At 36.8% G+C, this 25,952-nt stretch carries 26 protein-coding genes; 13 read left to right on the top strand and 13 right to left on the bottom strand.

What is annotated here, in order from left to right:
* Positions 1–903, top strand: a 903-nt coding sequence (locus F6K27_RS24780) for a HEAT repeat domain-containing protein (RefSeq protein ID WP_287300926.1), incomplete at its 5' end; no start/stop codon positions are given.
* Between the two features lie 187 nt (positions 904–1,090).
* Here F6K27_RS24780 and F6K27_RS24775 read toward each other — a convergent pair.
* The 6 genes from F6K27_RS24775 to F6K27_RS24750 all read right to left on the bottom strand — a co-directional run bounded on the left by F6K27_RS24775 (position 1,091) and on the right by F6K27_RS24750 (position 7,827).
* On the bottom strand, positions 1,091–1,678 hold the full coding sequence (locus F6K27_RS24775) for a hypothetical protein (protein ID WP_124146610.1): 588 nt from the start codon (positions 1,676–1,678) through the stop codon (positions 1,091–1,093).
* 258 nt (positions 1,679–1,936) lie between these two features.
* A complete protein-coding gene (locus F6K27_RS24770; RefSeq protein WP_287278616.1) occupies positions 1,937–3,655 on the bottom strand; it encodes an ABC-F family ATP-binding cassette domain-containing protein in 1,719 nt (572 codons plus the stop codon).
* Between the two features lie 653 nt (positions 3,656–4,308).
* A complete protein-coding gene (locus F6K27_RS24765; protein WP_124146608.1) occupies positions 4,309–4,707 on the bottom strand; it encodes a response regulator in 399 nt (132 codons plus the stop codon).
* Positions 4,708–5,330: 623 nt separating this feature from the next.
* Positions 5,331–5,969: a hypothetical protein gene (locus tag F6K27_RS24760; RefSeq protein ID WP_124146607.1), complete on the bottom strand. Its 639-nt coding sequence runs from the start codon at positions 5,967–5,969 to the stop codon at positions 5,331–5,333.
* Between the two features lie 318 nt (positions 5,970–6,287).
* Positions 6,288–7,262 (bottom strand): pentapeptide repeat-containing protein, encoded by a 975-nt coding sequence (locus F6K27_RS24755; protein WP_287278614.1) that lies wholly within the window; start codon positions 7,260–7,262, stop codon positions 6,288–6,290.
* A gap of 343 nt (positions 7,263–7,605) precedes the next feature.
* Entirely contained in the window at positions 7,606–7,827 is a 222-nt protein-coding gene (locus F6K27_RS24750; protein WP_287278612.1) for a hypothetical protein, read from the bottom strand.
* Between F6K27_RS24750 and F6K27_RS24745 the strand changes: the two genes are divergently transcribed.
* From F6K27_RS24745 to rpsN, 7 genes are all read left to right on the top strand, one after another.
* Positions 7,827–7,955 carry a hypothetical protein gene (locus tag F6K27_RS24745; RefSeq protein WP_287278611.1) on the top strand — a complete coding sequence of 43 codons (129 nt, stop codon included), beginning with the start codon at positions 7,827–7,829 and terminating at the stop codon, positions 7,953–7,955. The two genes, F6K27_RS24750 and F6K27_RS24745, sit on opposite strands and share 1 nt — an antisense overlap.
* 64 nt (positions 7,956–8,019) lie before the next feature.
* Positions 8,020–8,370, top strand: coding sequence for a hypothetical protein (locus tag F6K27_RS24740; RefSeq protein WP_287278610.1), 351 nt, complete (start codon positions 8,020–8,022; stop codon positions 8,368–8,370).
* Between the two features lie 164 nt (positions 8,371–8,534).
* Positions 8,535–8,777 carry an adenylate/guanylate cyclase domain-containing protein gene (locus F6K27_RS34015; RefSeq protein ID WP_353736067.1) on the top strand — a complete coding sequence of 81 codons (243 nt, stop codon included), beginning with the start codon at positions 8,535–8,537 and terminating at the stop codon, positions 8,775–8,777.
* A gap of 32 nt (positions 8,778–8,809) precedes the next feature.
* A complete protein-coding gene (locus F6K27_RS34010; RefSeq protein ID WP_353736066.1) occupies positions 8,810–8,956 on the top strand; it encodes a hypothetical protein in 147 nt (48 codons plus the stop codon).
* 1,071 nt (positions 8,957–10,027) lie between these two features.
* Positions 10,028–11,125: an RIP metalloprotease RseP gene (gene rseP, locus F6K27_RS24730; protein ID WP_287278609.1), complete on the top strand. Its 1,098-nt coding sequence runs from the start codon at positions 10,028–10,030 to the stop codon at positions 11,123–11,125.
* A gap of 477 nt (positions 11,126–11,602) precedes the next feature.
* The gene (gene nth / locus F6K27_RS24725; protein ID WP_287278608.1) at positions 11,603–12,271 is read left to right on the top strand and encodes an endonuclease III; all 669 of its coding nucleotides are present in this window, start codon (positions 11,603–11,605) and stop codon (positions 12,269–12,271) included.
* Between the two features lie 303 nt (positions 12,272–12,574).
* Positions 12,575–12,877, top strand: coding sequence for a 30S ribosomal protein S14 (rpsN, locus tag F6K27_RS24720; RefSeq protein ID WP_124146600.1), 303 nt, complete (start codon positions 12,575–12,577; stop codon positions 12,875–12,877).
* Between the two features lie 321 nt (positions 12,878–13,198).
* Here the strand turns inward: rpsN and F6K27_RS24715 are convergent, their stop codons facing one another.
* Positions 13,199–13,528, bottom strand: coding sequence for a hypothetical protein (locus F6K27_RS24715; protein ID WP_124146599.1), 330 nt, complete (start codon positions 13,526–13,528; stop codon positions 13,199–13,201).
* Between the two features lie 40 nt (positions 13,529–13,568).
* Here F6K27_RS24715 and aat point away from each other — a divergent pair, with 40 nt between their 5' ends.
* Positions 13,569–14,147 (top strand): leucyl/phenylalanyl-tRNA--protein transferase, encoded by a 579-nt coding sequence (gene aat / locus F6K27_RS24710; RefSeq protein WP_124146598.1) that lies wholly within the window; start codon positions 13,569–13,571, stop codon positions 14,145–14,147.
* 257 nt (positions 14,148–14,404) lie between these two features.
* On the opposite strand, the gene F6K27_RS24700 is transcribed toward aat, so the two are convergent.
* The 4 genes from F6K27_RS24700 to F6K27_RS24685 form a co-directional block, all read right to left on the bottom strand.
* A complete protein-coding gene (locus tag F6K27_RS24700; RefSeq protein ID WP_287278607.1) occupies positions 14,405–15,505 on the bottom strand; it encodes an alpha/beta fold hydrolase in 1,101 nt (366 codons plus the stop codon).
* Positions 15,506–15,550: 45 nt separating this feature from the next.
* The gene (locus F6K27_RS24695; protein ID WP_287278606.1) at positions 15,551–15,730 is read right to left on the bottom strand and encodes a hypothetical protein; all 180 of its coding nucleotides are present in this window, start codon (positions 15,728–15,730) and stop codon (positions 15,551–15,553) included.
* A gap of 187 nt (positions 15,731–15,917) precedes the next feature.
* Positions 15,918–16,766 carry a DUF3598 family protein gene (locus tag F6K27_RS24690; protein WP_287278604.1) on the bottom strand — a complete coding sequence of 283 codons (849 nt, stop codon included), beginning with the start codon at positions 16,764–16,766 and terminating at the stop codon, positions 15,918–15,920.
* Positions 16,767–17,294: 528 nt separating this feature from the next.
* Positions 17,295–17,687, bottom strand: coding sequence for a DoxX family protein (locus F6K27_RS24685; RefSeq protein WP_287278603.1), 393 nt, complete (start codon positions 17,685–17,687; stop codon positions 17,295–17,297).
* Between the two features lie 564 nt (positions 17,688–18,251).
* On the opposite strand from F6K27_RS24685, the gene F6K27_RS24680 reads away from it, so the two are divergent.
* The 4 genes from F6K27_RS24680 to F6K27_RS24665 all read left to right on the top strand — a co-directional run bounded on the left by F6K27_RS24680 (position 18,252) and on the right by F6K27_RS24665 (position 21,978).
* Positions 18,252–18,719 carry a hypothetical protein gene (locus tag F6K27_RS24680; protein WP_124147407.1) on the top strand — a complete coding sequence of 156 codons (468 nt, stop codon included), beginning with the start codon at positions 18,252–18,254 and terminating at the stop codon, positions 18,717–18,719.
* A 51-nt stretch (positions 18,720–18,770) separates the two neighbouring features.
* Positions 18,771–18,902, top strand: a complete 132-nt coding sequence (locus tag F6K27_RS24675) for a hypothetical protein (protein ID WP_275670459.1) — start codon at positions 18,771–18,773, stop codon at positions 18,900–18,902.
* Positions 18,903–19,357: 455 nt separating this feature from the next.
* Positions 19,358–19,831, top strand: a complete 474-nt coding sequence (locus F6K27_RS24670) for a hypothetical protein (protein ID WP_287278602.1) — start codon at positions 19,358–19,360, stop codon at positions 19,829–19,831.
* Positions 19,832–20,706: 875 nt separating this feature from the next.
* The gene (locus F6K27_RS24665; RefSeq protein WP_287278601.1) at positions 20,707–21,978 is read left to right on the top strand and encodes an aspartate aminotransferase family protein; all 1,272 of its coding nucleotides are present in this window, start codon (positions 20,707–20,709) and stop codon (positions 21,976–21,978) included.
* A gap of 863 nt (positions 21,979–22,841) precedes the next feature.
* On the opposite strand, the gene F6K27_RS24660 is transcribed toward F6K27_RS24665, so the two are convergent.
* Together F6K27_RS24660 and F6K27_RS24655 are read right to left on the bottom strand one after the other, a co-directional pair.
* Positions 22,842–24,701 carry a vanadium-dependent haloperoxidase gene (locus tag F6K27_RS24660; protein WP_287278600.1) on the bottom strand — a complete coding sequence of 620 codons (1,860 nt, stop codon included), beginning with the start codon at positions 24,699–24,701 and terminating at the stop codon, positions 22,842–22,844.
* A 608-nt stretch (positions 24,702–25,309) separates the two neighbouring features.
* Positions 25,310–25,783, bottom strand: coding sequence for a hypothetical protein (locus F6K27_RS24655; protein WP_287278599.1), 474 nt, complete (start codon positions 25,781–25,783; stop codon positions 25,310–25,312).
* Between the last annotated feature and the right edge of the window lie 169 nt (positions 25,784–25,952).

Below are 25,952 nucleotides of genomic sequence, written 5' to 3'. Positions count from 1 at the left end.
AAGTCTGATGAGAATTGGCAAGTACGACGGGAAGCGGTAAAACAAATAGCTACTGGTTGGAAACATCAACCGGGAATTTTAGAATTACTCAAACAAAGGGTAGAGTCTGATGAAGATTCCGATGTGCAACAGGAAGCAGTGCGACAAATAGCTACTGGTTGGAAACATCAACCGGGAATTTTAGAATTACTCAAACAATGGGTAGTGTCTAATGAGAATTGGCAAGTACGAGGTGAAGCGGTAAAACAAATAGCTACTGGTTGGAAACATCAACCGGGAATTTTAGAATTACTCAAACAAAGGGTAAAGTCTGATGAAGATTCCGATGTGCGATGTGAAGCGGTAAAACAAATAGCTACTGGTTGGAAACATCAACCGGGAATTTTAGAATTACTCAAACAAAGGGTAAAGTCTGATGAGAATTGGCAAGTACGACGGGAAGCGGTAAAACAAATAGCTACTGGTTGGAAACATCAACCGGGAATTTTAGAATTACTCAAACAAAGGGTAGAGTCTGATGAAGATTCCGATGTGCGATGTGAAGCGGTAAAACAAATAGCTACTGGTTGGAAACATCAACCGGGAATTTTAGAATTACTCAAACAAAGGGTAGAGTCTGATGAGAATTGGCAAGTACGAGGTGAAGCAGTGCGACAAATAGTTACTGGTTGGAAAAATCAACCGGGAATTTTAGAATTGTTTAATCACGTCGCCCTCAATGACCCCTTTCAACGCGAACATGAATTTCAAACCAACCCTCGACAAATAGCGCTAGAAGCAATAGTCAAACAATATCCGGACCATCCGCAAACCCTCCCACTATTACAAGACAGAGCAGAAAATGACCCAGACGAAAAACTGCGGAAGTGGGCAAAAGAGAAATTGCGACAATTAGAGAATTAGTCCACGTCAGATTTTTCACTTTTGTTGGGTTGCGCTGTCGCTTAACCCAAGCTACTTCCTTCTTCGGGGTTGCTGATGCGTGGGTATGATTTGTATTTTTTGGTAGTTGCTAAACTATTGAATAACAAATATTTGAGATTGTTCAATTTTTATTTTCATACCTTGATTCAGCAACGCCCCTTCTTCATTACCTCGCCCCTGCTTCAATGGCAGAGTTAGCCATTTTTTTCAAAGTCTCCCCCTCAATTTCTGGACTTTGACCAACGCCTTTTAAGGAAATACGATAGAATACTCCTTGATATTCCCACCCAATAATTGGAGGCGCACAAGATGCTCCACAAGTTAAAGGTCTAAAATATCCTTTAATGTCTTGTACTAAACTCAATTCTCGACTAAATTCATCATCTAAAGGTTTGCCTCCTTTTTCTCCACTGATATAACCAATGGAGCAAGCATTAGCAGTACAATCTTTTTCAAAAGCTAAAGTTATTTCATAACTATTATTTGTACCTTTCCCATCAACATAAATTTGATTATCTGTGCCTGTAATTAATAATTGACTCGGAAGTAAAATTGGCACTTTAGTTTGTTGTTTGATTTTCGGTAAAATCTCTGTTAATTCTGCCGCGACTGGTTGAGAATTTTGTGTCAATAACTGACTTGTTACTGGATTAATTTGATAATTTGATGGTCTCACAATAGGTTGTTTCCAACCCATAGATATTGTGAGGTAGGTCAACAAAATTATATTTTCAAAGTGAATAAGAATAGACATAGTTAAAAAAGAAGGAAGAAGTAAGAAGGAAGAGGGAAGAAGTAAGAGGGAAGAAGTAAGAAGGAAGAGGGAAGAGGGAAGAAGTAAGAGGGAAGAAGGAAGAAGGGGTAGGCGTAGGTTGGGTTGAGGAACGAAACCCAAAAGTAGTAAGATTGTGTTGGGTTTCACTGCCGTTCAACCCAACCTACTGGACTGAATTTTACCTTCCCCAAAATCAATAGCTGATAGCTGATAGCTGACGGCTGAATGCTTAAAAAATTATTTACGTTTAGCCGCAGCTTTCTCCTTATCCTTCTGTTTCTTCTTAGCAGCTTTCTCAGCTTTCTTAGCAGCTTTTTCAGCCATAATCTTTGCCACCCTTTCTGCCTCTTTTTCCTCCTCAATCTTATCTAAATAATAATGATAATCTCCTAAATAAACATGAAAATCACCATCACGAATTTCCACAATTTTATTTGCCACTTGAGAAATAAAATAACGGTCGTGAGAAACAATAACCACAGTTCCATCATAATTTTTCAAAGCTTCCTCCAACATTTCCTTGGCTGGAATATCCAAATGATTTGTTGGCTCATCAAGTAACATAAAATTACCTGGTTTAAGTAACATTTTTGCTAAAGCCAAACGTGCCTTTTCACCCCCACTTAAAGCAGCTACTTTTTTAAATACTGTCTCACCACTAAATAAGAAATTACCAAGTAAAGTTCTTACTTCTTCATTTTTCCACTCCGGCACCTCATCATGAATAGTGTCCATCACATTTTTTGTGAGGTCTAAAGCTTCCGCTTGATTCTGCTCAAAATAACTAGGAATAACATTATGATTACCTAATTTAACAGTACCTTCTGTAGGTTCTTCCATTCCCATAATCATCCGCAAAATAGTAGATTTCCCACAACCATTCGGCCCCAAAAAAGCAATCCGGTCGCCTCTTTCTATCTCTAAATTTGCTCCTAAAAATAAAATTTTCTCCCCATAAGTATGAACTAAATCTTTAATTGTTACTACCTCTCTACCACTACGTGGTGCTGGAGGAAAACGGAAACTTAAACTTCTTAATCCTGCTACGGGTGCCTCTACAAGTTCTACTTTTTCTAATTGTTTTTCTCTACTTTTTGCCTGGGTACTCCGAGTAGCACTAGCGCGAAAACGTTCCACAAAAGCTTGTTGTTTTTCTATTTCTTTTTGTTGTCGTTCATAAGTGCTCAGTTGTGCCGCTTGATTTTCTAACTTTTGTTGTAAATAAGCCGAATAATTACCCAAATAAGTATTAGAAACTCCTCGTTCTGTTTCCACAATTTGAGTCGAAAGACGGTCAAGAAATTCCCGGTCATGGGAAACTATAACCATAGGAGTAGTTAATTTTTTCAAATAATCCTCTAACCATTCAATTGTTTCTAAATCTAAGTGGTTCGTAGGTTCGTCCAATAATAATATATCTGGATTTTGTAGGAGAATTTTACCCAAACTCATACGCATTTGCCAACCACCACTAAAAGCACTAACCAAGCGATCGCCATCTTCCGGTTCAAATCCCATTTCGGGCAATATTTTCTCAATTTCTGCATCTAGTCCATAACCATTTAAACCTTCAAATTGTCGTTGTAAACGGTCTAATTTATGTATCAATTCATCCAACTCTTCTGGACTAGAAGTTTCCATTTCTCGCTGTACTTTTTGTAGAGATTCATGGATTTCATTTGCCTCCTTAAATACCCTCCAAAATTCTTCTCTCACAGTACGGTTAGGGTCTACTTCAAATTCTTGATTTAAGTAAGCAATTTCTAAACTAGCAGGACGAATAATTTCTCCAGAAGAAGGTTCTATTTCTCCAGTAATAATTTTTAATTGAGTAGATTTTCCTGCCCCATTTACACCCACTAACCCAATGCGATCGCCTGGTTTAACTTCCCAGTTAACATCTTTAAGAACAACACCTGTAGGATAAATTTTACTTATATGTTCTAATCTCAGCATTTATAATTAGTCTCCAAGTTTAGGTTAAGAGCAAGTTATGTTTTTCATGGCCAAATCATTAATATTGGCTCTTATAGCAGAAGGAAGAGGGAAGTAAGGAGGAAGGAAAAATCTTGCGTTATCTGAGTTTTAAGCTTTTTATATGTCCTAACCTTTCCTTCCACTGCTATAGATAATGCTTAAGCTTAACAATTTTTAATTATATTTTATACATCAATTCAGTTATCAGTATTTTGAGAATATTTTAATTACCTGTTTTTTCGTTTCTTATTCCTCTTTTAAAATCTATATCAATTGAATTAAAAATAAGTTAATCATCAAAACTAGAAAAACAAAATATATATAACTTACCTAATTGGCAATAATCAACAATTTCTTGAAATATTAACAACTTTCATGGCTAATTTCCTATTGTCAAAAATTATATTATTTTCTACTTTTAACAAAATTCAAAACTATTATATCTTCTAGACAATCAGAATATAATTGCTATATTCTTTTGACAAACTTCAAGTATTTTATTCTTTCTTAGTTATCAAAATAATTTGGTCGCGCAACCCCCACCTTGATTGGCGAAATCTTTTTGGAGTTTTGCTCATCCATCTCCGTTACAAAAATAACTTCTAACTTCTGACTTCTGACTTCTGACTTAGTTAAAAACCCTTCTTCGCCTTATATAATTCCACAGATTCTTGAATGACAACTTTCAGTTCTGGAATGGCACAAGGTTTAGCTATACATTTAAAAATATCAGCCTGCTTTATGTCATTAACATCACAATTTATTTGTTCTTCAGCATAACCACTTAACAAAACACGAATAGTATCAGGAAAGCTATCTTTTGTTTTTCTAAGAAATTGAATACCTGTCATATCTGGCATACTTTGGTCAGAAATAATAATAGCCATTTCCCCTTCAGTTTCGAGAATTTCCATCGCTAAACTAGCATTTTCTGCCCTAATAACTTTAAATTCACCTCTAAAAGTCCGATATATTAAATCCAAATTATTAGGTTCATCATCAACAACCATTAATTTAAGTTTTTCTGACATTGTTAAATTTATAGCAATTTCTATCTAAGGAACAAGTTTTAACAAAATTGGTTATGTACAAATTTTTAAGTACTCATGCATAATTATCATATAGCAACTCTCATATTTGTAGGGCGCAGAAAGAAGAACAACAAGTTTACCTGATGACTCCGAGAAACACTTGACTAGAGAGAGTCACTAAATGTTTTTTTATACATAAAACTAGATTTTATACGGTCAGATAACGCCAGATTTTTCCAACTTCGGTCCCCCCTTTCAAAGCTATGCTTTATGAACATTTTCCTTAACATCAAACTTGACAAAATAGACAAATTATGTGTTAGCCCTCAAAAGGCTTTTCCCTCAGAAAAAATGTATTTAAAAGCACATTTATTTAGATAGGTTAAGTAGTTTTGCCTAGCTAAATTGACGATTTCTCCCTTCTCCCTTCTCGCCACAAGATTTTCAGGAGTTCCTTATCATTTTCTTTGTTGGTTTAATACCCCACCGTCAACTGGAGTGTTCAAAATTAGTTGGGGGAGCGAATCCCCATGTAATTTTCCTCCTGTCTCCTGTCTCCTGTCTCCTTCTTCAACAGGAATAGCTTTCAAAGGGGGGTAGGGGGGGATGCCTTCTTCCTTCTTTTATTCTTGAGCTTTCTCAGAATGTTCCCGACCAGAAACATTTTGCATGGCCTCTAAAGCTGCTCGAGAACCTGCCAAAATATCCCGTTCTTCTCCGCCCAAATAAAGCCGTCCAAAACTACCCACAGCTTGAATTTGTAAAATATTAATGAGAGCAGCTTTCTCCGCTTCATTAGCAGCTAAAGCGGCATAAGCAGCAGGTTGCACCTCCAATACATAGAGAGTTTGTCCACCCAAAAGCATTTGGCCTCGACGGTTACGATTAATTAATTGTGCTTGGTGGGAATCAATATTCCGGATCACCTGACTAGAGACAATACGAGGTTTGAGGCGATCGCGTTCCGCCACCCCCAGAGCTTGTAAAATAGCCTTTCCAGCAGCTTTCGTATCTCCCTGACGACTGGAATGAATTTCTAGCAAACCATAAAGTCGTTCCACAAACTGTACCCCAGGCCGAACAGAATTAGACTTGAGGGCCACATCAGTAATCCGATTAATTTCAATACCTGGCGAAATCTCCACCCACAGAGAGGTATCCCCAGGTAGGGGCAAGAAGCCAAGGGCCACTGTACCGATATAAGCGGCGTGTTGAGGTTGCAAATTATCTATATATACATAGCTGCGCAGTTCTATACCCAAGACTTAAATCTCCGTGTCATGTGGAAAAATATTAATCGTAGTCATTATATGACAACAAATACACGGAAGAACTAGGAGTCAGGAGTCAGGAGTCAGGAGTCAGGAGTCAGTAAATCAAATAGTAGTGGACTGATACATCTAAAACTGTGCAATAGATTTTTGTTTCTAGTGCAGGATGGCGGAAATAACTGACCAGTTACAAAATCCTAAAACAATTACAAATCAAAAATGACTGACTTTTAGATGCATGACTTTTAACTTCCGCGTAGCGGCACTAGGTGTCTTTTTTTCCCATCTCCTCTACTCCCCATCTCCCATCTACGGTAATTTACAGCCTTCTAAATTAGCATTTTCCAGATTAGTATTCTCAAGGTTACTATTTTCTAAATTAGCATCCTGAAGATTTGCAGATTCTAGATTAGCATTACTCAGGTCAGCACCAAAAAAATTAGCTCTACTCAAATTAGCATCCCATAATTCTGCATATTTCAAATTAGCGTTTTTCAGGTCAGCTTCTTGAAGATTAGCCCCACTTAAATTAGTATTTATTAGGTTAGCTTCCTGTAAATTTACCCTGTTCAAATTAATGTTACTTAGATTAGCATTTTTGAGAATAATATTCTTCAAATTTGCATCACAACAATCAGCACTTTTCAAGTTACCATAACTTAAATTGGCTTGACTTAAGTTGGTATTTTGTAAATTAACATGACTGAAATTTATATTTACTAAATACATTCCATTTAAGTCAACATTACTGAGATTAGATCCCCACATAAAAGCATGAGTAAAATCAACCCCTTTTAAACAAGCATGACTGAAATTACAACAGCTTAAATAAGCTTCTGTTAGATTAGCATTTTGCAAATTAGCATGACTGAAATTTGTATTTCTTAAGTTAGAATTTTTGAGGTTAGCTGAACTTAAATTAATCCGACTCAAATCAACATCTGTTAATTCAGCATTACAGAAATTAGCCCTAATAAATTTTCTATTACCATTTACATATAATTCTAAAAGTCTAGCTGCTTCCCATTGATATTCTGATAATGCCTGTATAACTTGAGGTTCTTCTATTTCCTGCAAAATAGTATAAGCTCTCCATTGTATTTCTGGTGAATTATCTTTTAATGCCTTAATTATTAAATCTAAGCTAATTTTTTGCCCTTTTATTGCTGCATATAATGTAGCGATGTTATTGGCTAACAGCAATTGTTTAACATCTTCATTGTCTAATGTTAATTTATTTACAAAACCAGCATTGAAAGAAATTTGATGAGGATTTTTGCTCATGATCGAGAAGAAAGAAGGAAAGGAAGAGGAAAGAAGGAAAAGGTAGAGAGCAAGGAATAGGGAGGAGGGAAAAATTTGGTGTTGCCTGAGTTTTAAGCTTTCTTTGTATATGTCAAATACGGTCATGGAAAATGATTTATTCATATCAGTTTGGTAAACATTTCCTGCGGAATACTTACTCAGTTTGTCATATCAAATCTCATTAATTAGCCTAGGGTAAAAATGTTTTATCCGATCAATTTATCCCTGTTCCCTGTTCCCTGTTCCCTGTTCTCTTACCTACTTTGATAGACTGAAATTTAAGAAAAATTAGCAGTCGCTGTGGAGCTTAAACAAAGTAAAATTATTTTCTAACTATTAGAGATCGCAACCAGTTTGATGACTTTAAATTAGAGGAAATTATCTTCTTTTCTGCTTTTTTATTTAAACGAAAGTCATCTGAGTTTTTGACCATAGAAATATTCGTCTTAGAAGCTTTTTTTGCGGTTTTTTTCAAAGTTTTCAATAAGTCTTTTTCTTTCATAGGTCTTAAATATTGCTTCAATAAATCTTTCTCTAAACTCATTGCTTTACTTGAACTCTACAAAATTTATTTTAGCTTATAAGAAGAAGAAAGGAGAAAGAAGGAAGAAGGAAGAAGGAAGAAGGAAGAAGGAAGAAAGGAAGGAGGAAAAGAGAAAAATCTGGCAATAAATTCTGGTAGACAGTTGTCATAAATTACAGCATATTACAAGCAATACAAAACATAAAGACTCAGATGGCACGATTAAATCAAATTATTGCGATTGAAAAAGGAATCAAAAGTCGGTCAGTGCAGGAACTAGCAGAAGCTCAAAAAGCTTTACAGAAACCCGCTTTACTTTCCGGTATTTCTCGAACCTATCACCCCAAAGATGAGGAGAGAGAACAACTCCCACCAGAGTCGAAAAAGGTGGAGGTTAAAGCAGAAGAGATTATCCGCAAAACTTCCGAGGTATTAAGCAAATTGTTTGATGTGACGGCAACAAAAGATTGGACAAACTGTACGGCCCGCGCTGATGTGGTGGTGGATGGTCAAACATTGTTGACTCAAGCTCCGGTTAGTTATCTACTGTTTCTAGAAAAGTAATTTGCAGACTTACGCTCTTTTATGGGGTACTGATAACTGATAACTGATAACTGAAATTACTCCTCCATAGTAATCATAATTAAGATCGTAAAAATGAAAATATGGGAACTATTAAAAACAGTTTTTTCTCCAACTCAATATATGCCTCACGGTAGTTGTTATTTATGGCAAACTTCATTAGTATGGCTCCACCTTCTGAGCGATCTACTAACTGCGGAATTAATACGGGAGATTTGATTTTAGGTACAGTAGGAGGTTCTCAAAGAATAGATGGTACAGTTGTTGGCGATACGGTAAACTTAGCATCTCGTTTAGAACAATTAACCAAACAATATGATGTGTCTTTATTAATCAGTAATTCTACTTTTATATCATTAGAAAATCCGGGAAATATTCTATTAGATTAATTGACAGAGTCAAGGTAAAAGGAAAAGCAAAAATGGTGACGGTATTTGAAGTTTTTGATACCGAACCACCTGAATGCTTAGAGGGTAAGAAAATCACCAAACATCTGTTTGAAAAAGCCATTATTTTTTATTATCAAGAAAACTTAGTCAAGCTGCTCAACTATTTCAAGATTGTCTGAATTAAAACCCTAATGATCGAGTAGCTCGAATTTATTTAGAACGTTGTCAAAAATCGGAGTCTTAAAAAGCGTTTCGGTCCGGAATGCTCCGCAAACAGATACCTAATTATATGCGCAAATTTTGAGGCTGATAGCTGAAGTCCGTAGTTCCGACCTAGGAGGCTAGCTAATAGCTAATAGCTAGTTAAATTTTGTGCCACACTAAGGCAAGATAGAAGAAATAAAAAAAAGCTGATAATTAATTTTTGAAGTATTATGCTAATTTGATAAGTATTTGCTACAAATAACTAGGTTATTTATTAGGAGTCAGGAGTCAATAGTTAGAATATAATCAGGATTTTGATTGATATTAATTGTTCTTAAATACCTATCAAAATTATTCCTGATTACTATATAAATATAAATTTAAAGTGACTTGATATTAAAGCTAAATAGATAATAGTCTAGAAGAAAGTAGAGTGCTGAGTATTGAAAGTATAATAAAAATAGCCAGAGCAAAAACCAAGATAAATTCATTTATATAAGTCATTTGGTAGGGTGCATCTCAATGCAAGAATAAAGCCAAAAATTTATCGCTTTTAGGCAACAGTTCCGAAAGGCAACAGGCAATAGGGAATAGGGAATAGGGAATATATAGCAAAAAAGTATTTTTGCAAATATGAGATGCACCCATTTGATATCTTGACAAAGGTAGGAGTTTTTAGCAAAGGAGCAGGACTGTGAACTCAGGAACTCGAGAAATAGAATAGGGGAAAAAGGTGAAAATTTGCCCCCATATTCATCATCTACCTATATTTACAGCACTTTTGAGGAACCGTGAGGTAAAGTTTAATATTAATCTCTATTCCCTAAACTCCTAAAACTTTGTACCTTATCAACTCCAAAACTACTGTAAGTACATAAATAGACATCTCCAATAATCAAAAATAAAATCAATTATGGCACTCCTATTCATCAATTCTTTCCCCCTACTCCCTACTCCCTCTTTTCTGGAGATGCCTAATAGATCCCATCAAGGTTCTATAATAAAGGTTTAACTTTATATAATTGGAAACTTAACAGGAATAACTAATGTCCGTATTGTTAGCGATCGCAGTTTTAGGCGCACTCATTGTAGTTCACGAGTTAGGCCATTTTCTAGCAGCTCGACTCCAAAAAATCCACGTTAATCGTTTTTCCATCGGTTTATTTGGCCCGGTATTATGGAAATATCAAGGGCCAGAAACAGAATATGCTATCCGCAGCTTTCTATTTGGCGGTTTTGTGGGTTTTCCCGATAATGACCCCGATAGTACAATTCCCAAAGATGACCCAGACCTATTACGCAACCGCCCTATCCTCGACCGAGCGATCGTTCTCAGTGCGGGAGTAATTGCCAATCTAATATTTGCTTATTTTCTATTAGTTACTCAAGTGAGTATCATTGGCATACCAGAATTTAACTATGCTCCCGGAGTAAAAGTTCCAGCAGTTGCTACAGACGTTAGCTCTGTCGCTACTAAAGCAGGTATTAAAGCAAATGATATTATTTTATCCGTTAACGACCGGCAATTAGGCCCAGACAAAGAAGCTATTACTACCCTAGTAGAAACAATTCAAAATAATCCGAATAAATCTTTGGATATGGAGCTTGAGCGTGACGGACAAAAGCTATTTGTTGAAGTCACACCAGACTTAGGAGATGATGGCAAAGGTCGTATTGGAGTACAACTAATTTCCAATGGAGACATAGTGCGAAATCGCCCTGACAATATTTTTGCAGCTTTTAGTGTCGGTGCTAATGAATTTCAAAGGATTGTAGTTTTAACAGTTCAAGGTTTTGGACAACTCATTAGTAACTTTAGTCAGACAGCAGGACAACTTGCCGGGCCTGTGGCCATTGTAGATATGGGGGCAAAAATTGCTAAAGACAATGTAGGGGAATTATTTCAATTTGCAGCATTGATTAGCATTAACTTAGCAGTGATTAATATTTTACCTTTACCTGCTTTAGACGGCGGTCAGTTAGCATTTTTATTCATAGAAGGAGTAAGAGGTAAACCCTTACCTATGAATATTCAGGAAAATGTGATGCAGACAGGTTTAGTAGTATTGTTAGGTTTAGGAATTTTCTTAGTTATTAGAGATACTGCTAATCTGGATGGAGTGCGATCGTTACTGCAAAGGTAAAAGATAGTATCATGTCCGGTTGAATATTTAGGAGGAGTCAGTCCTCAGGAGTCAGTCCTCAGGAGTCAGGAGAAAAACAGAAGGAAAAAGGAGAAGAAAGTTTTTGTTCATCGCGTAAGCGGAACGGAGTTCTATCGCACTATTCAACGGACATAGTATAAGTAGGCATGAACGATAGGTTCGTTTTTCCTTTAGGACTTACGCATGAGAAGGTATTTCTGTCATTGCGACCGACAGGGTTTGCGGAGCATTCCGGGACGGAAAGCAATCTCAAATGCTACTTTTTAGTGCCTCGTGCGTCAGTCCTGTCCTTTTTTTCTTTCGAGAATTAAGCTCTTGAGTAAAATAAGTAAAGATATAGATGGAAAAAGTGGTTGATTTTACTTTCCTTCCTTACCCTTGCCTCTTTATTCTTCCTTATGGTATAAATTATTCTTTCCTTTCTGTCTCTTTCTTCTTCCATCTTCCTTCCCAATAATGGTGACAACTCGTAAATTTTCAGCGAAGCGAAAGCGATCGCTCGAAATACTCCTTCGTCTCAAACGTCTTTATCCAGATGCCACCTGTACCCTGAGTTATCAAACCCCAGTACAGTTACTTGTGGCAACTATCCTTTCTGCCCAATGTACAGATGAACGAGTTAATAAAGTTACACCTGCCTTATTTGAAAAATTCCCGGATGCTGTAGCACTAGCAAATGCAGATCTTGAAGAATTAGAAAACCTAGTGCGCTCCACAGGATTTTATCGTAATAAAGCCAAAAATATTAAGGCTACTTGCCAAATGATTGTTGAAAAGTTCAACTACCAAGTGCCAAAGCAGATGGAACAAATGTTACAACTACCAGGAGTAGCAAGGAAAACAGCTAATGTTGTTTTAGCTCATGCCTATGGAATTATTGTAGGGGTAACAGTAGATACTCATGTTAAACGGTTAAGTCAAAGATTGGGTTTAACAGAACATTCCGATCCAATTAAAATAGAGCGAGATTTAATGCGGTTACTACCTCAACCTGATTGGGAAAATTGGTCAATCCGATTAATTTATCATGGCCGGGCAGTTTGTAAGGCCAAAAATCCAGCCTGCGATAAATGTTTATTGGCTGAATTATGTCCTTCGACCGCAGAATTGCAGAAACCTACTTGAGGTATATAGGTAATAGGGAGTAGTGAGTAGGGGGGGTTGCACATTATGGAATGATACTGCCAAAAAGAGGTTTAGACTTTGACTAAAAAAACCTAATATTAATTGTTCTAGCAATTATCAAATCCAAAATCAAATTCAATCAAAAATCTCAAATCATTCGCCACTGTGCAACGCCCCCTAGCTCCCCATCACCCCATCACTCTATCTCACCACACCTGACAAAATCTATGGTATTATTAGAGATTGGGTTAATACCTTAAAATTAAAGATACCGATTATTTGGAGCAATTAAAGAAACTAATCATGGCAAAAAAGAGCATGATCGAGCGTGAGAAAAAACGCAAAAAATTAGTAGAAAAATATGCTGCTAAACGTGCAGAGCTGAAACTGCAATTTGAAGAAGCAGAAGATTTAGAAGATAAAATAGAAATCCATCGTCAAATCCAGAGATTACCTCGTAATAGTGCCCCTTCTCGCGTGCGAAACCGTTGTTGGTTAACTGGACGCCCAAGAGGTTATTATCGGGATTTTGGACTATCTCGTAACGTTATCCGAGAAATGGCTCACGAAGGTCTTCTACCAGGAGTTGTTAAGTCTAGTTGGTAGTTTATAGCTATCTACACTGAGCTTTCAGGTTAGCTGAAAGTCTTATATCTCTTATTTAGGGGTGGGTTAAACAAATCAGTTTGTCCACCTGTAATGTCATTTCCAGTTGAATACTTATTATTAAGATAAGTAGGATAGTAGGGGAGTAGGGGAGTAGGGAAGTAGGGGAGTAGGGAAAATAGAAAGATTTGCTGTTGAAGCAAGAGGACAAGTTTTTTCCACATCGCTATTATCAAGACATGATATAAAAGATGGGAAAACAAGCGCCCATTATGCCAAAACCCCCCCTAAAAAAGTAAGAACTGGGAATATTAAAATCTTTTATTGTCCACAACAGCGTTCTATTCCCAGACTATCTAATAGTAAGTCACTAACAGCATTGGCGATCGCGAACTCTCCATAAAAACTCTGGGAAAAATCAAAGGCTTGCATTTCTGTCACAATAGCAATTACCAATGAGCCTAAATCATTTTCTCCTTCCATACGGTGGCGAATAAATATTTGGGCCGCTCTTTTAGCAATGTCCTCATTAACTTTTTCCGGGATAAACTCTTGATTGAGCCATTTGTGTAAGGAAGCTCGCAACCATTCCCCTTCCTGTTCGGGGTTTTCTGCTGTGGGTAAAGTAATTGGTTTTATTGGTTCAGGCATAATCTTAAATTTTCTATTATAAATTGTTAATGGTAATTCCATGATAGAATATGATATTAACTCCATCATACAAGGATATGCTCAGGGCTATTTCCTCATGGCGAATGATGGAGAGAATAGTTTAAAGTGGTATGGTAGTCGGAAACGAGCTTTGATTCCTTTGGATGAAAGATTTCGCTATCCACGGTCACTACGTCGTATCATTAATCAAAATCGTTTTACTGTTGGTGTTAATCAGGATTTTGAGGCTGTAGTTGAAGGTTGTGCAGATCGAGAAACAACTTGGATATCTGGGGAACTCAAGCAGATTTACAAAGCTTTGAATCAAGCGGGGTATGCTTATAGTTTTGAGACTTGGCAAGGAGATGAACTTGCTGGGGGGATTTTAGGAATTGTGATTGGTGGGGGTTTTATTGGGGAGTCAATGTTTTTCAATATTCCTGAAGGGTCGAAGGTGGCGATGGTAAAGTTGGTGGAGCGACTCAGGGAGCGACAGTTTGTTTTTTTTGATGCTCAGATGAATAACCCCCACTTGGAAAGATTTGGAGCTTATACTATTAGCGATAAAAAGTATAAAGCACTTTTGAAATTGGCGTTAAGTCGTCGATGTAATCTATAGTAATTAGCACTCAGTTATTAGATACTGATTTATAAACTAAGTCTTCAACTCGCTCTCAACCTATGACTGTCATTGCGAGGGGGCTGAGAAAGTAATTGTTTTGGTTGATCAAGAAATAAGGTCTCAAGTCTCCCCTGATGACTACTCTAAAGCGACAGTTTGTTTTTTTTGATGCTCAGATGAATAACCCCCACTTGGAAAGATTTAGAGCTTATACTATTAGCGATAAAAAGTATAAAGCACTTTTGAAATTGGCGTTAAGTCGTCGATGTAGTTTGATTTAGTTTGTCTAGTAAAATTTTGACACCATCTACAATTAGACTGGGTTCGTCTATCCATACAAAATGGCTACTTTTATTAGCTTGAATTTGAACACAATTTGTTGATAGATTACACAAATTTTTGTGCATTTGCTCTCGTAATTTGTTGGCTGATTTCAGAGGAATTAAAAAAGTCCACCAACAAGGGTGAAAAAAAGAATTAGCTTTGATACTAACTACTGGCATCGAAGCAAACTGATTAGCAATAATAACCTGATTTCCACTATTATTTAGATTTAGTATTTCTCGACTCATTGTAATCCAGTGTTTAGAGCGACAAAAAGAATGTTTTACATGATTTCTCGACTCTTGAGAAAATTGTCGTAATTCAGGTTTAATCAATTCAAATATTCCACATTTTCTTAATAGCTGAATAATTCCTAATATTGAGCCTAAAATAGACATAACAAAGCCGGAAATAAATAATAGCTTCAAAGCTTGTAATTGGATAGGCATTTTCAGCATTTCTGTTTCATAGAGTCCATCTGTAAGTACCATGCCAATAACTTTTTCTGGGAAGCGATGAGCATATAATCTGACATTGTAACTACCAAAAGAATTTCCTACTAAAATGTAAGGTGGCTGAATTTTTGCTTGGGTAAGTAAGGTATCTAATTCTGTGACAATTTGACTGCTAGTTCGAGGATGGGGGCTATGTTCGCTCCATCCATATCCAGCTCTGTCGTAAATACATACTCGCCCTAACTTTGCCAGTTTTTCTACTAGGAAATATCCTTCTATTCCACCTAAACTGTGGTCGAGAATAATGGTTGGACTAGCTTCTCCTACAACATATAAATGTAGACGATAACCACCAACATCAAATAGTTTTCCTGGAGGTGGTTTTTGATTTTCCAAATGACAGGCGATCGCTTGATAAATTGTTGTAGCGACTAGCAGAATAACTTGGATAGATAATGACATTTTTCCACATTCCGTTAATAGCTTTCTTTGATTTAATTCCTCGCTTTCTACATGATGTCTACAATTAGTTGAAGTTTGTAGATACAGGGGCAACTTTTCAGTATCCCCATTCACTTTTTTCTTCTTTATTTTCTCCTAGATAACTAAATGTATTCTTGATTATTCAAGAAAATATATTCTAAAATTATCTTTTTCTTTTGAGTTTAATAACCCACCTTCTACACGATATTTACAATTAGTTAGGGTTTGCAGACACGAAGTGCCAGTTAGTTGACTGTCCTCATCCACTTTTTCCTTTTTAATTCTTCCTTTTGCCTGGTTACTAACAACGGTTTTCATTTGGGTAAACCACAGTAGGGAAATTCCATGGAACATCCCTACAAGATTTGATGTGTGAAGATGTGGTTCATCAATTTGAAAAGCGCTATAGGTTTGGCAAAAAGTAATTTTAACCTACCAGTAAATAATTAACCTACCACCTAAAACCTAAAACCTACCACCTACAACCTACAACCTAAAACCTTCTTCAATTAATTCTATGTTCAGTAACTAAGGTTAAACTAACCCATTCTCCTTTCTCATTATAGGTACGAATAAGTCGTTGACGAAGGTCAGGTTTAATTAACCAACCAGCTTCAAAAAATACAGGTTTTCTCAACTCAACTTTGATCGGCAAAGTAGCAGAAGCACCATCAGGAAGAAGTAAGACTTTTACAGGTTGAGAACCTTGGTCGAAGTGTAAAATAGAGCCTTCAATTCTCGCAGTAGAAGTAATTGTTTTCTGATTAGTATTGCCAAAAGTAATTTGCTGAAATAATCGACCTGTATTATCAACCTTTAATTGCATTTGAGTTGGATAAACATCCGGTGTCCGCAAATCGGAATAAATAGTAATAGCTTCTCCCTGCCATTTCCCTAATAAAGCATCTACTGTGAGAGTTGGATTTTCTAAAGCATTTGTACCTGCTCGTTTTTCTCGAATTAAAGTTAATGTTTGGAAACTTCCATCCTGGTTAAATAATTCTACTAAACGAAGACGACGATTTTGATTAATAAAACTAAACTCAGCACCATTAACTGAAATTGGTGATATTTGAATTGAACCTTGAGAAAAAGCACCATCTTCAAAAAACATAGTATCTTTGCCAAAATTTTGATATTCTCTGACTAATTCATTAACTTTTGGCTGAGAATTATCCCCTGAAGAAGTAAAGCGACGAAGAGTGAGACGGACTGTTTTATTCTGATCATCCAAACTTTCTAAAATCAGAATACTAGGTGTATCTTCAACTATATCTCCTTGAGCAGAAATTTTAGTAAATGAACCATGCCATTCACCAAGATTTTGTAAAAAGTTTTCCCACTGTGTTTTCATATTTTCTAACAAATTTATTGATATTTATAGAAGAAGGAAGAAGGAAGAAATAAGAAGGAAGAAGGAAGAAGGGAAAATATTATTTTGTCTGAATTTTAATAAGTATTCAGCCGTCAGCTATCAGCCATCAGCTATTGCTTTTAGTTTTAGATAAAAACTTTACTAATTGAGCCAGAATTTATACTTACGCCTCAAAGCTTGAAACAGTCTATATTCATTTAAACCCTCTAATGAGAGCTAATAGCTGTTTGCGCAGCATTCCGCAGGAAATTCTTACAAATTTTAAACTTTTGATATAGCAATTTCCATACTGGTTTTGAAAAAAACTATATATACTATATTTTTGTATAAATCTAGGAAATTATTAAGTTTATTTTTGACTTTTTTCCTAAATAAATTTAGTATTATTTTTTCTGTAGCGGGTTTAATACCTCACCGTCAACAGGAGTGCTTAAAATTGTTTGGGGTTATAAGAAACGAAGTGGCGTGTCGGATACTATCCATAAGTAATTTTCTCTTCTGCCTTATTTAATCATAATTAATATTTTTCCCATCAAAACTAATTGAACCTGGTCCAAAAGAATAAACTATTAACAATCCTCCTATTAATCCAAGGTTTTTCATAAAAGCAATTTCCTGGGAAGGATCTGCAAAAAGATTGTGGAAAATCAGAGTACTTGGAATTAAAAATCCTATTAATAAAAGTGCGCCATAACGGGCTTTATAACCAACTAAAACAGATAATCCACCTATTAATAAAACAGCAATTGTCGGAAATAAAAGCCAACCAGGAATTCCAGCAGATGCCATATATTGTTGAGTACTTGCTGGATCGAAAATTTTACCAATACTTGATTTGATAAAAACTGCAGAGAGGAATATTCTGCCTAAGAGTGAAGTCCACTGTTGTAAATTATTCATGTTGCTTTGGCTAGTATATTTTTTCGTTTACTATTTTATTTGATATTTCCCACATTGATATTGATTTTTGTAAAACTTCATACAATATATCAGGAATAGGAAATTGGAAACATCGCAGCAATATTAGGAATGATTTATATCATGTCTCTTTGAATACCCACAATACAAAATTTAGGGAATAGGGAATAGGGAATAGGGAGAAATTTATCAGAGAAAACATTTTTATTATGGCTAATTAATGAGACTTGATATTAGGATTGTTATTTGAAAAAGCAAGAAGGAAAAAGTATCTGGGGATACTAATGGAATTGGCCATAATTTTATCGATATCAACTTTATAGCATTACAAGAATTGGTTAGGACATTTTTCAATCCTAAAACCCTTTTACAGTTCCCTGTTCCCTATTCCCTAGCGCGTAGCACTATAGATTTTTTTTATCCTTGATAATGTTAATTATCCAACACTAATTCTCTAGATAATATAATATAGTGTAGGTTTATTAGAGCTAATATATAAAAAGCTTTAGTCAATCTGATTAAGTATTAATTCACTACATTAAGAGTATGAAAAAAATTGCTATTTTGATATCTATTGCTACAGTTGTTTGGAGTAACAACCAGGCTTTAGCTGGAGAACATGGCGCTCACTGCCTGAATATTATTAGTGGTGAAATGAAAAAGTGTAGAGTTATTATCTCAGACCGAAATAACAGCCTGGAAATGAATTTTAAATCTGAAAAATTTCAAGATGTTAATATGAAGTTGAGAGGTAATCAAATTACTGAAATTTCAACTGGTGAATATGCTAAAAAAAGAGCCAAAGAAACTATTGGTGCCAGTTTAATTCTCGGTCCGTTGGGAGCTTTAGTTGGTATGTTTGCTAAACAGGACAGGACTCAGTTAGCTATTGAATATGTGGATTATCAAAACAATAAAAATGTCACTATGATTGATATTCCTACAAAACAAAGCGAACCTCTAATGAAAGATTTAGAAATTTTGACTGGTTTACAGATTCGTAGTTCTGAATAATACCAAACCTCAAAAACTTTTCTATGTTTCCTTGAGTAGGGGAGTAGGGAGATGGTAATCAAATATAGCATTATTATTCAGAAATGGTATAAAATGCTCTCACTGGCTATATCATGGCAAAAATCATTAGAACGGGAGCAAGATGCTCCCAGTGGCAACTATACCATTACAATGCACCACTAACCTTTTTCTTCATGGGTTTACAGCAGATTCGGTTGTATATGAAGTACAAATATTAACGTTAAGATGTTGATAGTGCGGGCATCTTGCCTGCGAAGGATGTACCTCACGCCATGGTGAAATCTGTTGTAATACTCCACCGCCTCAATAGTTTCTACAAGCTTTTTGGGGTTTGTAGACTGGGAGGGGCAACTTTTCAGTATCCATTTATTCCTTCTCTCCTATATAACTAATATCATGTCCGTTTAATAGCGTGATAAAAAACTTGGGGTTGCACATTATGGAATGATATTGCCAAAAATTAGTTTAGACTTTGACTAAAAAAACCTAATATCAATCATTCTAGCAATTGATTAATCCAAAATCCTGTTCATCAAAAATCTAAAATCATTCGTCACTATGCAACGCCAAAAACTTCCTTCTTTCTTCCTCCTGACTCCTGACTTTTATTAATTAAAATGGCTAAAATTATGCAAAAACAATTAATTGCTCTTGTATCTATTGCTTCATTATTTTTTCCAGCTAATATTGCCTTAGCTAGAACTCATAGTGCTCATTGTTTAAATAATAATAATGGGGAGTTAAATCAATGCAAAGTCAACGTAGATATTTCGGGTAAGCGCCTGGATATAGAATTTGATAAAGAAGAATATCAAGATGCTAATTTGACTTTAAAGAAAGAACAAATTACAGAACTTTCTACAGGAGATTATGCAAAAACTCAAGTCAGAAGAAGTGTTGCAAAAGGTATTCTTTCTCCTGTAGGTGGAATAATTAGTGCTATAGATAAACAAGCTAGGGTTCAAATAGCAATTGTTTATTTGGATGCACAAAATAATGAAAGCGTTACCTTGGTTGATATCCCTAGTCGATATGCTTTATTATTCAGACAAGAACTTGAAACTATGACAGGATTAAAGGTTAGGAAATAAGAAGGTGGTAGGTGTTCAACGATTAATAATTAATAATTAATAATTAATAATTACCTCTCCTTGAAAACGGATAGGATTGACGCAAAAGGTAATTTTTTTTCTTCTCTTGGTCGATTGGATATGGCGAGGAAACCCGTTCTTACAGACCCGCTCCGAATGGCGCCATCCCACCCTTCGGGAAGCTCCGCTAACGACCGCTTTTTCTCCTTTAAAGGAGAGGCTTTATACCAATTCCCAAAAAGTAAGCTATACTTCCCATGGGACTTCAGTTATTAAGTAATAATAATGGTTGAATCATGTTTGTAACGATTATCAGCATTAAACCAAGATATCTTATCTCTTTTAACCCTACTCTCTACTCCCTACTCTCAAGGAGATGTAGCAAAACTTTTGAGATTTGGTATTAAACCTTAATTATTCGGTAAGGTGATAGGCGATAGGTTTTAGGTGGTGAAAAAAAACTTACTGTTGTTTGCTACTCCCCCTACTCCCCTACTCCCCCACATCAAAAAAGAAAGTTTAAAAGAATCTAAAAAAACAAGGTAAAAGCAATAAAAATTGATATAGCGAAAAACTTTAGAGAAAATCAGGACTGACGCATAACCACCATACCTAATAGGGGCAAACGGCCGTTTAATCCTACAGATGCTGCATGATTCAATAGTTCGCGTAAGTCCTGAAAATATTATAGCAGTCGAAGCAAAGGGCGCGGACATATCAAAAGCTTAAAACTCAGACAACGCCAGATTTTTCCTTCTTCCTTCTTCCTTCTTTCTTCTGCTATATAAATTAAAAAAAACCTACAAATTCTATATATTCTTTTAAAATTAAATTAACATTGAGTTTGATTTTGAGGATTTTGAGGATGATGATTTATGACTCCTGAAACAATAGTAAAGCAATCTTTAGGAACAACAGGCGGATATACAACATTTAGTGCTGACAACTTCAACGCTTATGTAATGAACACTTACGGGCGTTTCCCCATAGCTCTCGAACGTGGTGAAGGATGTCGTGTTTGGGATACTGAAGGAAAAGAATATCTGGATTTTGTTGCCGGAATTGCTACCTGTACCCTTGGTCATGCTCACCCCGTAATGATGGCAACAGTCTCGCAACAAATTCAACGACTACATCATGTATCTAACCTATACTATATTCCAGTTCAGGGAGAATTAGCACAGTGGTTGACAGAACACTCCTGTGCAGACAAAGCATTTTTCTGTAATTCTGGAGCAGAAGCAAACGAAGGAGCAATAAAATTAGCCCGCAAATATGCTCACGAAAAATTAGATATTGAAAATCCTATAATTTTGACTGCCCATGCTAGTTTCCACGGACGAACTCTAGCAACTATTACCGCAACGGGACAACCAAAGTATCATAAAGGTTTTAGCCCCTTAATGCCAGGATTTTATTATGTGCCCTACAATGATATTGCTGCGATAGAAAGCGCGATCGCTGAATTAGACAAAGACAAACGACAAGTTGCAGCTATTATGCTAGAAGCACTCCAAGGAGAAGGTGGGGTTCGCCCTGGTGATGTGGCTTACTTTCAAAGAATTAGGGAAATTTGCGACGAGAAAGGCATTCTCTTAATATTAGATGAAGTGCAAGTAGGTATGGGTCGTAGTGGCAAACTTTGGGGATATGAAAATCTGGGCATTGAACCAGATATTCTTACTTCCGCTAAGGGACTAGGTGGAGGTATTCCCATTGGAGCAATGTTATGCAAATCTCACTGTGATGTTTTTGAACCTGGTAGTCATGCTAGCACTTTTGGTGGAAACCCTTTTGTTTGTTCGGTAGCGCTCGCTGTTTGTCAAACTTTGGAACAGGAAAATTTGTTGACAAATGTACAGCAGAGAGGCGAACAGTTGCGAGTAGGGTTAAATGCTATTGCCACTAAGTATCCCGATCTATTTAGCGAAGTGCGCGGTTGGGGTTTAATTAATGGTATGGAGTTGAAGGCAGATGTGGAGTTGACTTCTATCGATCTAGTCAAAGCTGCCATGAATGAGGGTTTATTAATCGTACCTGCTGGTCCGAAAGTATTGCGTTTTGTGCCTCCACTTATTGTAACTGCTGCCGAAGTTACTATAGCTGTAGATGCTTTGGCAAGAGCGATCGCAACTTTAGTTAAGTAGAATCAAATCAGGTTGTAAAGTTATCCAAAAATTTCTGCCGAAAACGAAGTAGGGATGTTTTATGGAGCGTCCCTACATATTTCTAGTATAGAATCATTGTTCTTTCCTGACTAATTCTATAGAACCCATTTGGGATCTATAGATTGGAAGTGTGGGGAGTGTGGGGCAAATTTCAACTTTTTTCCCATATTTTATTTCTCAATCTCCTGACTCCTTTGCCAAAAACCCTCACCTTTGTGGAGATACCAAATGGGTATAGAGTTTGTGAGAAGGTGGGGAGATGGAGATGGGGAGATAGTTATAGAGGATTTTGAAAAAGGTACTTTTAATAACCGGACTTGATATAATATCAGTATAATTAATGCCCCGTAGGGGTTTGGTCAGCAAACCCAAACCATACTTGGGGTTTTTGCCAATATTGATGGTAGAACCTTAGCAGAGTTAGGGAAGCAACGATTCTCGTCATCTATCCTTAAGTAACAGAGTTTTGGGACTGGATGAGGAACCTACTGGATCGACTACTTTCAAAAAATCGAATTGGGATTGTTAGCGATCGCTTCATCAATTTCTCATATAGAATCCGGGTAAGTTAGTCACTGCAGTCATCATTGTAACTGGAACAGTGGAAAGAAGCAATCTCATGGGTGGTATAAGATCGCTTCCCTTTGATCGCAATTACAACTGTTTAACTGGATTTTGTATCATCCCCTGTCGAAGACAAAACAAGCTGTCTGCACTCGGGCGATCGCTCGGGTTTGTTTTTCTTCTCCCACAAACTGCAATATAGGTGAAAGATTGAATTCTCTCAAAGCAAACTCAGGATACTAGCAAAGAGTAACCTTTTCACCTATGTACCCAATGATTCATCGCCGACCAATTCTCACAATGTCACCATCAAACGTTGGTACAGACAAGACGAAGGGATCTGTAGGATAAGTCAATGCATGTTCTTCAAGAATACCAATAGCAATTTCCTCGCCCATGCGAATGCTATCATAATAGTCGGTAAAGTAGTGAACTCCTGCCATATTTCGACCAATGGAAATATTAGCCGCTAGTTTATTCAGTTCACCCTCAAGAGTTAAAGCTTCAGAAATATGATTAATTGGGCTTTCTACCAAGGCACTACCATCATCATTTGCTCGGAAAGCAACCAACTTATCGCATTCCTCCATACGTTTGAACCTATATTCGTTACTACTATCCTTTACAAGCACTGTACTGGTGTCAAAAAATGCCTTGAGAATAGTCACACAAGCACCAGCAACGGTAGCGTGTCCTGCACCATAAGCAGGGTGCATGGGAGATCCTTCAGGAAATGCCATTGGTAACAGATAACTACCTTCAGCTATTGCGGAAATATTTCCGAGAGTACTTGTTGCCAAATCACCATTTCCATTGGTTTCTAGCTTATCTAGGAACCCCTGAACGTATTTGAGCAAAGATTCTGGGATAAATTCATTCTTTATCGCACTGTCAGATTCATTGTTACGACGCACCAGTTCAACTCGCGCTGCTAGAGCCTCTGGTCGCAAGCGAATATGATTGTTAAACTTCTGGAAACGAACAGCCTTGAGCGCTCGTGTTGCTACCTCAGTCACCAATGTCAAAATGTGGGGACCCCCATAAAGAGCAAAACCATTAGCGTGACGGCGAGTTGTGGGATCTCCTGCTGCTACACCACCTCCAGAGAGATGATCGAAACCAGGATCGAAAGGAGTTCCCATTCCCAACAGAATCAGACAAGCATTGAGATAAGCTTCATAAAGGGCATCGTAGTGGACATAGGTTGCCAGGTCGCGGGGTGTGGAAATAAAGCGACGTCCAGGAGCATAGCTTTCTTGTGCCTGTGCAATACCCCGCTGAACTTCAACATACTTTGTAAAATCGGTCATATAGTCTGTTCCTGGTGTCGCTATGGGAACTTTTTGGTTGATTTCCAGAACACCATAGGCAATTTTTCCTGTAGTGACACCATCCTCTCCATTGACAGCTCTGTTACCAATCAGCAAAAATTGAGACAGGTAAGGTCCCACTTCTACCCCTGGAGAAGACCCACGAAATACCGTCTGTAGGTCGAGTTTTCCTTTCTGGCTGACTCTTTTTCTTTTCTGGTTGACTTTTCGGGGTCGTCCATTTTGATTTTGGACGTAACCAAGTTTATTGAGGCGAGCAATTGATGCTTTCAAATTTTCATTTTTTGCACCTTTCTCAAAATCGTTAAAAGGACAATCGCGAATAATAGCCAGTTCATATACCTCTGCCATCTCAAAAATCAGTTCCAGGTTTATGTCTCCAGTGAAATCTAACAATGGTGGTGCGGGAGGCATGGTTACAGCTTGGGCATCAGGTCCTTCTAGATCGTGCACAACTCCTGCAGTTGGAGCTTCCCACTGTCTAAAACCATTAAGGAAATTCGGATTTTCCTCTTCTACAATTTTGCCATTGACAACCTTATACTTTGCACCATGACGAACTCTATCGGTAAAAGGATCGATGAAGCCATCATCGATCGCTCGGCGAAATTCTACAAAGTCTCTTGGATCTTGTAATAATCCTGTGTTGGGGTTATGGATTAAACCTTTGGTAAAGGACATGAAATACTGATCGCCTGCGTAGCGCTCTTCGTCCCCATTAGCTTGATGGGTTGGATATTGGCGACTTCTGGCTAATTCAGCGACATTAACACGAATGGAATAAGATTTTTGACGACGCTCGTTCATAAAATTCTCCTATTGTTTTATTTACAGCGGGTCTAGTTAAAAACAGGCACGCAACTTGGTAAGTTATTAGAAAAATTAAGTGGCATACTCGTCTGTTATGTAGAACCCCTAAGCGTATCTTTGTCTTCTTACTTCATAACTGGATATAGATATGCAATTATCAAGTAAATAATTATTTATCAAAATAGGGAAGTTGCATACAACATCTCTACTCTCAATGTCTTCTTACTTCATAACTGGATATAGATATGCAATTATCAAGTAAATAATTATTTCAGTACTTACGCAAAGACATTAGACCTCTCCGGAAAAAAGGGAGTAGGGAGTAGGGAGTAGGGAGTAGGGGGAAAGAATTGATTATTTATACCGGATAATTGATTTGATTTTTGATTATCGGAGAGGTCTACTGTATAGAACCCAAATGGGTTCTATAGATTGGAAGTGTGGGAAGTGTGGGAAGTGTGGGGAGTGTGGGGAGATGGGGGCAAATTTCAACTTTTTTCCCATATTTTATTTCTCAATCTCCTGACTCCTTTGCCAAAAACCCTCACCTTTGCAGAGATACCACTCAGGGGTTCTATATAGGTAAGAGCGGCATCGGGAGAATGTCAAGTTGGCTCATCAAGAACTTTAAAATCTGCTAGTTCAAATCCATTATGATCCTGTAATTTATTGGCTTGTACATGGTCCATAACTACAGCTATAACTGCTGGCCAAATATATTGACAATTATAAGCATTTGGTCCATCCTTTGCTCCACCAAAATTCTTCATAAAACCGTCTCCATAATAGGTTGTATTGGTGACAGATTCATTATGGTTAGCTATTAATTTTTTCTCTTTATTAGATGTAGAAAAATAGATATTTTTCTCTGTTGAAGCAATGTCAAAGAATGAACCTTTTTCTTGAGAGCGAGGAGGTTTTACCCATTCAGTAGGTTTAACAATTTTATCATTGTTTCCGTGTAAAATACCCGTGGGAATTTTGAGATCGATTCCTGTCTTTTTAATTTTCAGAGGTTCTGTTACAAAAGGGAACCGAAAAATCCCTAAAATTAGAGTAGCGATTTTAGGAATACCCATCAGAGTATTGGGAGCTGGATCGGCAGTAATTAACTGTACAATCTATAGAACCCATTTGAGATCTATATAATTATGGTAGTCAAGTCTTTTCGCGCATTAATTTTGAGGAAAATTCAGTTGAAGGAGTGTTGAATTTTTTGTATTATCTCTCCCCAAATCTTCCCTCTTA

The sequence above is a fragment of the Okeania sp. SIO2F5 genome, from assembly GCF_010692685.1.
Classification (GTDB): Bacteria; Cyanobacteriota; Cyanobacteriia; order Cyanobacteriales; family Microcoleaceae; genus Okeania; species Okeania hirsuta.
Note: the sequence above shows the minus strand (reverse complement) of the source record. Positions and strands in the feature narration are given on the sequence as shown.